Here is a 12284-nt window from a genome sequence, read left to right as displayed (position 1 = left end):
ATACGTGTTGAATACCACGCAAGGACGGCTCCACGCATGCCAAAAGCCGCCTTAACCGTCCTGCGACACACCTCATTTGGAGGAAGCCTTGGGCTGAAGGCTCTCGATCTCGGCTTTCAACTTCGCCGCGTCCTCATAGCGCTCCTCGCTCACCGCCAGATCGAGTTCGGCGCGTAGTTGGGAAACATCCGCGGGCGGTGGTGCTACTGGAGCAGACGGCGGAGTCTCCTGGACGATGGACGCGCGCTGCCTGGGCAGCATCTGCGGTGTGACGATGCTTTTGCGGTTGGGACGCTTGCCGACATGCCGTGTGCCTTTGTGCATGTTGCGCAGCAGTCCGTCCAAACCTTCACGGAAGGCGGTGTAGCATTCCGGGCAGCCCATGCGGCCGATTTTTTTGAGCTGCGAGGCGGTGAAGCCGCAGGCATCGCACACGATCTCCATGGTTTCCGTATCGGCACGCTGCGAGGGGCTGAGAAACGCCTCCGCCAGACCGAAGCCGGTCTCCTCGGTCACGCCTTTGGCCTTCGAGCAGGTCTCACACAGATTCACCGTGGTCATCTGACCGTTGATGATCTGGGTGAGGAAGACTGTGGCCTCATTCTCGCAAACGTCGCATTTCATGGATTAAGTCGGTGCATGCTATCATGCCACACAAGTGATACGAACGGCAGCGCGTACTGGTTATGACAGGTATTTGCGCCCGTCAACCAATGCCCTGAGCTGCCAGCCATTCATCGAGCTCGGCCTGCAACTGTGGATGTTTCGCAAAGCTGTAGTGAAAGGTCCGAAAACCCAGCCGCGCGGCGGTCTCGATGTTCGCTGCGAGATCGTCGATGTAAAACGTGCGCACGGGATCAAGATCGAGTTTGGCGATGGTTTGGTGAAAAATTGCCTCCCCCGGCTTCGAGCAGCCTGCGGAATACGAATACACGCCGTCTTGGAAGTGCTGAAAGATGGCAAAAGTGCGCAGAAAGTAGTTCTTGTGCAGCCCGCTCGTGTTCGAGAGCAGATGCATCGGCAATTTGCCTGCCAGCGCGCCCAGCGTGGCGCGCATCGGCTCGTTCTGCGTGAAAATCTCACACCAGATGGCCTCAAACTCTTGCGCCGTGCCGCGGAAACCGGTTGCCGCGATTGCCTCGCGCACAAATGCCACATCATCCATGCGTCCGTCCTCGTACGGCCCTTTAATGTCGTCGAACAACGTCAGCACCGTCTCCGCCGGATGATCGCAGCGCTCGGCCAGCCGCCTGGCCGCGATGCTGAAATCGAAATCGATGAGAACTTTGCCAACGTCGGAGAGCAGAACAGGCTGGGGCATGACGCTCCTATGCACGCAGGAGGTGGGCATGCCAGATGAAATCGTGGCAGCCTGTTCTGGGCGGTGGTCAGCCTATTTCATCAGCTCTGCGAGCTTCGGACTGATCGCGTCGGCCCAGATCTGGTAGCCTGCTGGGGAGAGATGCAGGAAATCGGGCATGATCTCCTTGGTGAGACTGCCGTCGGGCTGCAGGAACTTGTCACCGATGTCGAGGAAGTGAATGTTTTTGCCGTCGTCGAGCTTGGCGATGATGGCGTTCACCTGCTTCAGCTTTTCGCGGCCAGGATTCGGAGCGGCCTTCTCACCACGCGGGAAAACAGCGAGCAGGAGGATCTTGGCCTGCGGCTGCTTGGCGCGGATCGTTTCGACGATGAGGGTGACGCCCTTGGCGATGCCTTCAGCAGAATCGGTGCCGGAGTTGTTCGTGCCGATCATGAGGACGACGGCCTTGGGCTTGATGCCGTCGAGTTCGCCATTGGTGATGCGCCAGAGCACATGCTGCGTGCGGTCGCCACCAATGCCAAAGTTGGCAGGCTTGTAAGCGCCGAACGCCTTGTCCCAGATCTCCTTTTTGCTGCCCCAGCCTGCGGTGATCGAGTCACCGAGGAACACGAGCTCGGCCTTGCCTTCCTTTGCAATGGCCACAAAACGTTCATGCGCGGCAATGAAGCCCGCGTTTGGCTTGCCATCAGGTCCGAGTTTCGGTGCGGCCACATCCGGCGGCTGCGGCGGCAGTTTGACCGCAGGAACAGCAGGTTTGGTGGCGGGAGCCGGAGTCTGCGCCAGAACGGCGGTGGTGATGAACAGGAGGGTGGCAAATGTGGTTGGGATGAATTTCATGCGCGCTGATTCTGGCTGGCTGGCAACGAGGTGGCAATGCAAAAACAAAAACGCGGAGCCAGTTTCCCAGCTCCGCGTGAATCGACCGGTGAAAGGGATTCAATGCTTACTTCTTCTGCAGGGGGGCGACTTCCGCACCCGCAGGCACTTTGTCAGCCGCCACGATCTTCCACACCGCGCCGCGTGCTTCCTGATACGGATCAGTCTTGCCACCATAGCCAGCCGTGCCGTGGCAGATGTAAAGCGCGCCGTCTTCACCTTCGCCGCCACCGGTGGGGCGCAGCGGAGTATCGAGGTCGAGTAACTCCTGCATCTGCCAGGCACCGGCACCATCGCGTTGCAGGCCCCAAACTTTACCGGAACCCCAGTCGGCCACGAAGCACACGCCATCGAGACTCGGATAATCTTTGCCGCGATAGACGCCGACGCCGATGACGCAGTTGCCCTGATCAACGTGGCTGTATTCCGCGACGGGCAGTTTGCCGATCTGTGCCCAGTTGTCGGGATTGACGCTCGTTTCGGTGCCGTCGGGATTCTTCTTCAAGATCTGCGGGAAGGGATGACTGCCACACATGGCCTTCCAGCCGTAGTTGATGCCGCCTTTGCAGCCCGCAGGCTCGACGTTGATCTCTTCCCAGTGGTTCTGGCCGATGTCATAGACGTAGAACTCGCCGGTCTTGCTGTCGAAGCTCATCGTCCATGGATTGCGGATGCCGTAGCTCCAGATTTCAGGGCGTGCCTTCGGCTGGATCTTCGAGAACGCTTCTTCGCTGATGCCGAACAGCGTCATCTGCTGGAGCGGAGTGATGAAAGGGTTGTCCTTCGGAATGCCATAGCCTTTTTCGGTGGTGCGTGTGTTCACGTCGATGCGCAGCACTTTGCCGAGCGTGGTGCTGAGATCCTGGCCGGCGTTGAGCACGTCGCCTTCCCAGCCGCCGTCACCGCTGCCGATGTAAAGATAACCATCGGGGCCAAAGCAGATCTCGCCGCCGTTGTGATTGCAATACGGACGCTCGAGCTGCATCACCACGCGGGCGCTGTCAGGATCGGCCTGGTCAGGATTGCTGGCCTTCACCTTGTACTCGACGATGAAACCGTCGCCGTTGAACCACATGTCGGAGTAGTGGATGTAGAACAGGCCGTTCTCCTTGAACTTCGGATGAAATTCGAGGTCGTAGAGGCCCTGTTCGAGGAAGGAGCTGACCGTCTTGTCCTTGATGTCGAGAAACGGGCGCTTCAGCACCTTGCCATCCTTCACGATCTTCACCACGCCGGGCCGTTCGCAGATGAACACACGTCCCGTGCCGTCTTTCGGGCAGGCGACATGCACGGGTTCGACGAGATCATCCGCCACTTTGACAAGTTGGATGGCCACAGGCTTCGGCAATTTGCCGCCGGGCTGCACGGGTTTGGGGTCTTCGGCTCGGGAGAGTGTTGGCATGGCCAGCAGGCCAAGCACAAGCGGGAGGGTGTGGTTCAATTTCATTGGGTTGGGTGTGAAAGAACGGTGAGGTTATGAAACCGCTTTCGCCCGGGCAAGCATGAAATCACTGCGGCAGGTGAAAGAGCCGGGGACATCCTGCCCCTCTGGTCGGTCCCGCTCCTTGATCAGAGCGTCTGAATGAACCGGTCCGCCTCGGCAATGGAGCGATTCATCTGCTCCAGCAGGCGCTGGATGTCGCCCTGGATGTTGTCTGCCTTGCCACGCAGCGAACCGACGGCGGCGGCGTTGAGGTTGTGCTTCAAATAAAGCACCTGGTCGCGAAACTGACGTAAAACAGGCTCCATCGTCGATTCTGCAGCGTGCAACGAGCTGGAAAGCTGCTCGAAGCGGCTGCGTGTGTCCGCCAGCTTGCGACGGCTGTCCGCCGCGAGCGAGGCGCTCTCATACTGGCGGATTTCGCGCTCCCATTCACGGAACAGATCCCGCGCCACCGTGTCCACCTCGCGGATTTCTTCACGCACCCTCGTGGCCTGGGCCTCGCAGTCTTCGTATTCTCCTTTGAAGCGGTTGTAGGCGCTTTCAAGATTGCCGCCGCTGTAGCCGGTCAGCTTTTGAAGCTGCGTCAGCGCGTCTTGAAACTCCCCACCAGCCTCCTTCTGCTCGCCACGCGCGGCTTTGACCGCGCTTTTGAGCAGGTCACGCTTCTCAAAGCCCAGCTTTTCCCAGGCGGCGTAATAGACCGTGTTGCAGGCGGCCAGCGTGAAGACCAGCGAGGCGAGGAGGAGACGAGGACTCATGGGAATTCAACCGACAAACTTCAAGGTGCCGACCTGACCGGCCGCCATCGCGGCATGCTGGGCATCCGTGCAGGCGGAGTTCGTCGGCGCATCGGCCGGGGCATCGCTGAGGTTGAGGAGGCCGTTTTCGGTCATCCAGCGCTCGACTTCCTCGCCGCTGATGTCGGCCAGCATGGTGCCGTTCACTTCGACGCAGGGTGACAGCGGCTGGCCGCTCTTCTGTTCCATCTCCCAGCGGAAGGCGGGGTTCTTGATGATGTCCTTCTCCTCGTAGGCGAGATCATATTTGCGGAAGATGGCACGGATGCCTTCGCTCCAGCCACAGTAGGTTTTCAGGTAGGCGGTGATTTTGGGTGTTTGCATAATGCGCGTTGGGGTTACGCCACGAGCCTAGCGGACGATGCGGGGATTGCAACGGGCTGTCTGCCTTCGAGAGCGTGCTTGCCACCGCCGGACATGCGGGTAGCTTGAACGCGTGAACGATCTCGTCACAGCCAATGCATGCATCCAGGAGACTCCGGCGACCTACCAAGCGACCCCGGCCAGCTCCCGGCCCGTGACGCCGTGGATGACGCAGGAGGAAGCGCAGGCGGTCATCTCCAGAATGCCGTCGATGTCCTTCGAAGATGCTTATGCCTCGATTCGACGGAATCTTGGTCAGTCGCCGAGCTTCCCAGTCAGTGCGCCAGCGAGATAGCTGTCCTTGAGGTCTTTGCGAGAGAGCAGGGGATTTGGCTCGATCCTGACGGCTGCGGTGATTTTCAAACCGGCGGACAGGAGCACGATTTCAAGCTCGTGGGCAATCCGCACCCGCAGCGGATCATGCGTGTCACCAAAGACGGGTGCGGATTCTATCCACACGCGGAGCCCATCCTCCACATCAGTCCAGGCACGCCGCTGCAATATTTCACCCGGTTGTTGCTCGTCGGCCGTCTCTTTCCAGAACTCGGCTATCGGCTGGAGGGTTTCACCCGCCTTCATGGGCAGTTCACCACAGTCACCAGTCAGCGTTTCATTCCGGGGCGCCCCCTCACCGAAGAAACCCGCGATGACAGTCCGAAACGTCCGCTGCGCATCATCGAGAATTGGTTTCAGCAGCGCGGCTATCAAAAGCTCCATCTCAGCCAGTCAGTCGGCCCCTCGATGGCATGGTATTACCGCGAGGAAAACATCGCGGTCTTCGATGCCAAGCCTGCCAACATTCTCATCTGGGAGGATGCGCTCTTTCCCGTTGATGTGATTCCGGTGCAACCGACAGGACTGCTGCTAAAAAAGATTCTCGCGGCGTTGTGAATCTCACTTCCACCCCAGTTTCTCCTTCAAAAACTGGTACGTCCCCACGCCGTTGATCGTGTGCGGGCCGTCGAAGTGCTCGATCGTCGTGCGCTCGCCGATGAGGAGCTTGTTGTAGAGGCGGCGGACTTTGGCGAACTCGTAGTTCACCCATTCGTCGATGCCCACGCCGTCGTTGTGGCCGCGTTCGACCATGAAGGGCCTCGGCGCGATCAGCGCGGCCATCTCGGCGTAGTTGAAGGTGCGGCCCATGTTCCACTCCCAGATCTCGTACTCGTGGGTGTGCGTGTAATTCATCGGCATGTCCGTGCTCACGCACTTGCGCACCCATTCATTGAAGTCGCCGCTGCAAATGCTCAGGCAGTAATTGGTTAGCACGGCGGGCGTGCGCATGGCCGACTTCCCGCCATAGCTGAGGCCGTAGAAGGCGATCTTGTCCGGCGGTGTGAAGGGCTGCGACTTCAGCCACTCGAGAATGCGCTGATGCTGGCCGTTGATGACGCTGTAGAGCGTGAGGCCGAGCGGATTGAGCTTCCGCTGGAGCGTGCGGAAGGCGTGCATGCCGCGATACGGGTTGTGCGGCGCGAAAGTGATGAATCCCTGTTCCGCGAGACGTAGCGTGAAGGCCTTGTAGGCTCCAAAGGCGCGGTTCGTCTCGTCCGTGGTGATGGTGTCTTCCGGAATGCCTTCCAATCCATGCTGGCAGACGACGACGGGACGTTTCTCGCCATCCTTGAGATCCTTCGGCAGGCACAGCCAGCCCCACGCAAACACATCGTCCCACACGTCCAAGGTGACTTCGTAAATGCGCACCTTGTCCGTCTCTCGCACGAAGCGGCTCTTGGCGTTCATCGGCAGGTTCGGGTCCGGCAGGCGGCCGATGACTTCGTTCCAGAAGCGCTCGCGCTCCTTCACCGTGTAGGCTTCAAACTCAGGCAGCGATTTGAGCGGCAGCTTGTTCCAGAACTGCTCCTTGCGCTCCGTCTCGGTGGTCACCAGCAATCGTTGCGTGAAGGCTTCAAGCTCGCGCACGAGCCTCTTTTGGCGTGTGGCATCGGGTTTGATCGTGATCGTGGCTCCGGTGATCTTTAGCGATTTTAGTGCGGCATCGGCGGAGGCCAGGGGCAGCAGATGGCGGATGATCTGATCGTTGTTCGTCTCCTGCGTGGCCGCGAGGATGCGGCCGGTGGGCGCGAGAGTCTTCGCGCGCTCAATCTCGGCGTTGAAGGCGGCCAGATCAGGCGCGGAGAGTTTTCCCGGCGCGGCGATGGCGCGCATACCTTTGGGGGCCTCCATCGAGACGACACGGTTCGGATAAAACAAGTGCTGCAACACCAGGGGACGCGGTGCGATGAGGCTGGCGATCTCCGCGTCGCCGAGATCACGCAGCAGGCCGAAGACATTGCGTTCAATCGGCTCCTGCCACACACCTTCACGCGGCGCGAAGTAGCCCATCGAGTACACGCTGTCGATCCGCTCGTCGATGGCGGCCGCGTGCAGGGCCTGCATGCCGCCTTCGCCCACTCCGGCGATGAGCACCGGCACCTGCTCCGGCTGCGCCTTGAACCAATCGACAATGGAGAGCGCCTTCTGCACCTCGTAACCGATGATGTGATGCCCCAGCTCGTAGCTTTGGCGATACACCCACTCGCGGTGCGGGATGTTCGTCTTCACGTTGAACTTGTCATTCGTGCTGAACTCCGAATCGCGGCTCACCAGCGCCGGAATGACGACCTCGCAGCCGGTGGTGAGCAGCCATTCGTCCACCAGCCTCTCCGGCGTGCCGTCGGCATCCGGCAGGTAGATCACCCGCGCATGCGGTTTGCCCTTCGGCTGCACATAAATGCCCTCGCCATGTACGCCGTCGAAGACCGGCCAGCGTACGCGGAAAACGCGGCACTGCTCCGTTTCGAGCAGCAAGGCAGGGGAGGCCGTGTCGCCGACGAATTCGAGCGCCGTGACAGGCACGCGCTCATCCACGATGCCAATGGCAGCCTTCAGCTTCTCCCGCGTCGGCTTGCGGCCCGTCTTCGACTGCTCGATGAGCCGCAGCGCGAATTTGTCGATGCCCGCGACCATCGTGGCAGAAAAATCCGGATTCGGCTCCAGCGGTTTCGTGCCGGGAAGGATTTGGGCATGCAGCGAGGTGGCTGCGAGAAGGGCGATGAGGATTTTCATGAGCGTTTTTGTTCAAAGAGCCATTTCCAGAACTCGGGGCTGTCATACGTCGCAGTCCACGAATTGTGGCCGACACCGGGATAGATCGTCAATTTGACCGGGGCGTCGATCTTCTTGAGCGCGTCGTAGATTTTCTGGCTGTTTTCGACCGGGACAGCGCCGTCCTTGTCGCCGTGAAAGATCCAGGCGGGCAGATGTTTGAGGCGCTCCGCTGTGACCCAGCGCACGCCCGCTCCGCCGCAGACCGGTGCGATGGCGGCATAGGTGTCGGGGTACTCGAAGGCCGTCTCCCAAGTGCCAAAACCGCCCATGCTGATGCCTGTGAGATAAACGCGGTTTGTGTCGATGCGCTCGGTCTTGATGAGATGATCGGTGACGGCCTTCACGCCGTGTGGATTCCACAGATTCTTCGAATCACACTGCAAGCTGGCGATGACGGCGGGGAATTTCTGCCCAGCCGCGATCAATTTGGGCGGGCCGTGTTTTTTGATGAGTTCGAGATCGGTGCCGCGCTCGCCCGATCCATGCAGGAAGATGACGAGCGGCCATTTCTTCATCTGATCCACGTCATAACCTTTGGGTTTCGACAGAAGGTAGGGGTAGTTGACCTTGATGATGAAATCGCCGCTGTAGGAAGCGGACGTTTGCGTGTCAGCGAGCGCGAGAGATGCCGTGGTGATGAGAAAGGCGATCGTTTTGACCATGCGAGGCAAACGGGCCGCGGAGCGAAGCCTTACGAAGGGCGTGATTTTCCTGTGCCGGGCAGGGCGCTGAGGAAGAAGTAGCGCGGGGAGCTGAGCAGGTCGCCGGTTTCGCGGATGGCCATGCAGAAGAGCAGTTCGTTGATGCGTTCGTGCGCCTGGCCGTGATTTTTGAGGTGTTCTTCCAAGAAGCGGCGGAGGCGCTTGTTGGCGTTGAGCTCGGTGGGCACGCTGCCGAGGTTCAACAGCAAAAGGAGCAGCAGGACGCCAGCGGCGATGAAGATGGCGTTGCGTGGAATCAGCACTTTGAAAAGCGTCATCCCGGTGATGACCAGCACGGCCAGCGTGGGCAGGTAGCGGCTCATGCGGATGCAGCTTTGCCGCCATTTGAGTTCGCCCAGACTGTCTCCTGTTTGCAGGGCGTGCGCGGCTTCGTGCAGGGCGATGGCCCACGCGGTCAAAGTCGTGCCATGGGCCACCTCACTACGCAGGAACAGCCTGCGACGGGCGGGATCGAAGTAATTGGTGACGAGGGCGTTGTGCTCGACGATCTGCACATCATCGACGCCTTCGGATTTGAGAAACAGGAGGGCGATCTCGCCAGCATTGTGTGCCGTGGGCGCGTTCACCCGTAGGCCTTTGGTCATCATGCTCGCATGCCGCGCCTGCGCCCAGCGGACGAGGGCGAGACCGGCGAAGAGAGCGACACCAATGAGCAGAAACGGCATGCGCGGACACTGACAGCCAATCGAGCGGCAGGCAAATCGTGTGTGCGGCGTTCTTGCAGGAGGCGCGGCAGCATGTTTGGATGGCCGCATGATCCGTTTCGCCATCCTGTTTGCCGTTTGCCTCATGAACACCGCCGTTCTGGCTGAAGAAGTCCTCGGTCAGGGCGAGTTCCGCTATCGCGTGGTTCCAAACTGGGGACGCGAGGCTTTAGCGCAGGTGAATGTGAAAAACGGCCACGCGGTCGTCATCGACTCGCAAGGGCGGTTGTTCTTCCTCACCGATGATGCGCGGAACAACGTGATCATCCTCGACACGAAGTCTGGTGCGTTGATCAAACACTGGACGGCACGCATGCCAGGCGCGCACGGCATGAGTCTCGTGAGAGAGGGAGAGCGCGAGGTGCTGTTCATCACGGACACTCAACTGCACGAGGTGCGCAAGCTGACGCTCGATGGCGAGGAACTGGCGGTGTTCCCCTGGCCTGAAAAAGCGAAGCTGCATGCCGATGCGAAGGAATACCGGCCCTCGAAGACGATCCACTTCCCGAGTGGCGAGTTCGCGGTCTTCGACGGTTACGGGAAGGATTACATCTTCCACTACAAAGCCGATGGATCGCTGCTCCGAGCTTGGGGTGGCAACATGGGCGACCCGAAGGACCAATTGAAGCACTGGGGGCCGCATGGTGGTGCGTTTGATGACCGCGATGGCACGCCGCGTGTGGTCATCGGCATGAGCGACCAGCAGGAAATCCGCATGTTCACTCCAGAGGGCCGTTTCGTTGATCAAATGCCGTTTCCTGGCGGGAATCCGCGTGACATCGTGCTTTTCGGCCAGCACACGATCATCCCGCATCTCGGCGACAACTGGCCGAAGGACAAAAATGCGCCGGGGTTCATCTCCATTGTCGATTCGAACTGGAAAGTCGTCTCGAACATCGGTGGTCCGTCTGCCGTGTATGAAAACGGTGTGCTGCAGCCGATGAAGAGCGATGGAAAAACGTTCATTCATCCGCATGGCGTGGCGGTGGATGCGCATGGAAACCTGTATGTGGCCCAGTTTGCGTCTGCGGCGGCTCCCTTGCTGAAACTGGAGCGGCTCAAGTGAGCGCAACTTTTGGAGTCGAGCCCAGTTTTAATAAGGAGATGAAAACCGAGCCCAGCTATGAAGTTGCCAAACCAACGCAGCGGCGGAACATGCCTGCCATGCGCCCTCTGGCCTTGTTTTTAGCCCTCGTCACGACTGCTGTTGCTCAGTCGGAAGACACCAAGCCACCTCCGCCGAAACCGGGCGAGGGGCCGTCTTTCCGCGATGGCGAGCGGCGCGGCCCTCCAGGCATGATTCCAGGCATGGGCGGGAAGCCGTCGCGAGGATTTGATGGTTTTGAAAAGCTATCCGAGGCGGAGCGTGGCAAGGTGCGCGCGGCCTTTGAAAAGGCCTGGCAGCGCCCCGAGGTCATCGCATCGCGTGACGAGGCGATGAAAGCGAACGAGGAGATGCGCAACACGCTGCACAAGGCGCTCAAGGAAATCGATCCCGAGGTCGTGGGGATTCTGGAGAAGATCAAACCGCCGTTCCCGGTGGACCAGCGCGGTCTGCCGGAGATGCCAAAGCCGGAGTCGCCGGAGTTTGGGCGCATGGCGGCGATCCGTCTCGGGGCTGAGATGATGTCCGTGTCCAAACCGGAACGCCGTGAGGAAACGCGGCGCTTTCATGATCGCATCATGCAGTTGCCGCGTGTGAAAGAGGCGCTGGCCAGACTGGAGCAACTGCCGCCGGATCAACGCATGGAAGCCTTCAAAAAGCTGCGCGACACCTACCGCGAAGTCGCGGGTCAGGAGTTCATGAAATTCCGTGAGAAGTCGGAGTCCAAGGATGGCAGGGATGGCTTCCGTCGTCCCCCAGAAGACGGGAAAGCTGAGCCGGAAAAGAAGGAAGACGTCCCGCCCACCAAGCTGTAGTGAGCCCATAAATAACTCATTTGATGCTTCTCACCGCTGCCGCCCGTGACTTCGGGGTAGAAATGGCGTCTGCTTTAACGTGGCGGATGCCTCATAGGTCAGTGACAGGCGTGTAGATTTGTGTGGATGCTGAATGCCGTTCATGATAGGCAATTTTCATGCGTCGCACCGTTCTAATCTGGCTTTCTGCCCATGCTCTTGGCATGACGGCGGCCCGGGCTGATGGGGATGTGGCACTCCCTCACACGGCACGAGTTTATGATGTGGCCACCGACCGGCTTTTTTGCATCACGGGTGGAAGTATCACACCGGTAAATCCGGCCACGGGTGCACTCGAAGCACCGATCGTTGTCACAACCACCACGAGCCTGATGGGAGACCGCATGGACTGCGCATCGGCTGGGAGTCAGTTGTATGTTTGCCACGATGGCGGCAAAAGACTGGCCCAGGTCAATTTGGCTTCCGGTTCGGTGGTGGCAGATTGGTCGGCCGGCACGGATGCGAACGGAGAAAAAGTTTTTTATTCGGTGGCCGCCCTGCCCGGAGCACCGGGACGGGTGGCAACGGTGACCCTGTCTTCCATTGGCGGCGCAAAAGGCTACCAGGTTTTTGAAAACGGCGTGCTCATCGCCTCAACCGCCCAGGAGGCCGGCACGGCCTTGATTGTGCCGGGGAATACGGATGGCGAATGGTTCGCACTGTCCGATCAACTGAGCAGCCCCTGCACGATGCAGCGCTTTCAGGTCTCCGGTTCGACTATCAGCGCTCCGCAAAGCATGGGCACATTTCCGACGCCTAACGGCAGCCACACCTTTCGGAGGAAAGGCCGGTTATTGCTCATCGACATCTATTGGTTCGATGCTTTTACCCGCCTGCAAAACGGGTCGCTTTTCAATTATGGCAGCGCCGGGGACTATGATGCGGCTTCTGACCGCGTGGTGATGACCATTCGAAACAGCTCCAGCGATGAGCGTGTCGTGGCGCTCGATGCCCGCACGATGGCTGCCGTGGAGGAGCGTGACC

Annotated in this window: 13 protein-coding genes; 3 read left to right on the top strand and 10 right to left on the bottom strand. The window is 59.9% G+C overall.

Annotation, left to right across the window (positions count from 1 at the left end; translation table 11 throughout):
• Positions 1-72: 72 nt before the first annotated feature.
• The 7 genes from U1A53_RS17065 to U1A53_RS17035 all read right to left on the bottom strand — a co-directional run bounded on the left by U1A53_RS17065 (position 73) and on the right by U1A53_RS17035 (position 5185).
• Positions 73-624: a UvrB/UvrC motif-containing protein gene (locus U1A53_RS17065; RefSeq protein ID WP_322282813.1), complete on the bottom strand. Its 552-nt coding sequence runs from the start codon at positions 622-624 to the stop codon at positions 73-75.
• 82 nt (positions 625-706) lie between these two features.
• Complete coding sequence (locus tag U1A53_RS17060; RefSeq protein WP_322282811.1) at positions 707-1321, bottom strand: HAD-IA family hydrolase; 615 nt, start codon at positions 1319-1321, stop codon at positions 707-709.
• 72 nt (positions 1322-1393) lie between these two features.
• Positions 1394-2161 (bottom strand): platelet-activating factor acetylhydrolase IB subunit, encoded by a 768-nt coding sequence (locus tag U1A53_RS17055; protein WP_322282810.1) that lies wholly within the window; start codon positions 2159-2161, stop codon positions 1394-1396.
• 106 nt (positions 2162-2267) lie between these two features.
• The gene (locus tag U1A53_RS17050; RefSeq protein WP_322282808.1) at positions 2268-3647 is read right to left on the bottom strand and encodes a PQQ-dependent sugar dehydrogenase; all 1380 of its coding nucleotides are present in this window, start codon (positions 3645-3647) and stop codon (positions 2268-2270) included.
• A 122-nt stretch (positions 3648-3769) separates the two neighbouring features.
• Positions 3770-4402, bottom strand: coding sequence for a DUF2959 family protein (locus U1A53_RS17045; protein ID WP_322282806.1), 633 nt, complete (start codon positions 4400-4402; stop codon positions 3770-3772).
• 6 nt (positions 4403-4408) lie between these two features.
• Entirely contained in the window at positions 4409-4765 is a 357-nt protein-coding gene (locus U1A53_RS17040) for a glutaredoxin (protein ID WP_322282804.1), read from the bottom strand.
• Between the two features lie 294 nt (positions 4766-5059).
• Positions 5060-5185 carry a hypothetical protein gene (locus tag U1A53_RS17035; RefSeq protein WP_322282959.1) on the bottom strand — a complete coding sequence of 42 codons (126 nt, stop codon included), beginning with the start codon at positions 5183-5185 and terminating at the stop codon, positions 5060-5062.
• 39 nt (positions 5186-5224) lie between these two features.
• Here U1A53_RS17035 and U1A53_RS17030 point away from each other — a divergent pair, with 39 nt between their 5' ends.
• The gene (locus U1A53_RS17030; RefSeq protein ID WP_345786492.1) at positions 5225-5695 is read left to right on the top strand and encodes a hypothetical protein; all 471 of its coding nucleotides are present in this window, start codon (positions 5225-5227) and stop codon (positions 5693-5695) included.
• 3 nt (positions 5696-5698) lie between these two features.
• On the opposite strand, the gene U1A53_RS17025 is transcribed toward U1A53_RS17030, so the two are convergent.
• Genes U1A53_RS17025 through U1A53_RS17015 form a run of 3 tightly spaced genes read right to left on the bottom strand, consistent with a single transcriptional unit; the run spans position 5699 to position 9302 of the window.
• Entirely contained in the window at positions 5699-7873 is a 2175-nt protein-coding gene (locus U1A53_RS17025; RefSeq protein ID WP_322282802.1) for an alpha/beta hydrolase family protein, read from the bottom strand.
• On the bottom strand, positions 7870-8577 hold the full coding sequence (locus tag U1A53_RS17020; protein WP_322282799.1) for a prolyl oligopeptidase family serine peptidase: 708 nt from the start codon (positions 8575-8577) through the stop codon (positions 7870-7872). The genes U1A53_RS17025 and U1A53_RS17020 overlap by 4 nt, the downstream gene beginning before the upstream one ends.
• A 29-nt stretch (positions 8578-8606) precedes the next feature.
• Entirely contained in the window at positions 8607-9302 is a 696-nt protein-coding gene (locus U1A53_RS17015) for a zinc metallopeptidase (protein WP_322282797.1), read from the bottom strand.
• Positions 9303-9390: 88 nt separating this feature from the next.
• Between U1A53_RS17015 and U1A53_RS17010 the strand changes: the two genes are divergently transcribed.
• Together U1A53_RS17010 and U1A53_RS17005 are read left to right on the top strand one after the other, a co-directional pair.
• A complete protein-coding gene (locus tag U1A53_RS17010; RefSeq protein ID WP_322282795.1) occupies positions 9391-10407 on the top strand; it encodes a hypothetical protein in 1017 nt (338 codons plus the stop codon).
• 38 nt (positions 10408-10445) lie between these two features.
• Positions 10446-11261, top strand: a complete 816-nt coding sequence (locus U1A53_RS17005) for a hypothetical protein (protein ID WP_322282794.1) — start codon at positions 10446-10448, stop codon at positions 11259-11261.
• Positions 11262-12284: the final 1023 nt, after the last annotated feature.

Origin of the sequence: Prosthecobacter sp. (genome assembly GCF_034366625.1) — a bacterium.
Lineage (GTDB): Bacteria > Verrucomicrobiota > Verrucomicrobiia > Verrucomicrobiales > Verrucomicrobiaceae > Prosthecobacter.
The sequence above is the reverse complement of the archived record's forward strand: the minus strand, read 5'-3'. Positions and strand labels throughout refer to the sequence as shown.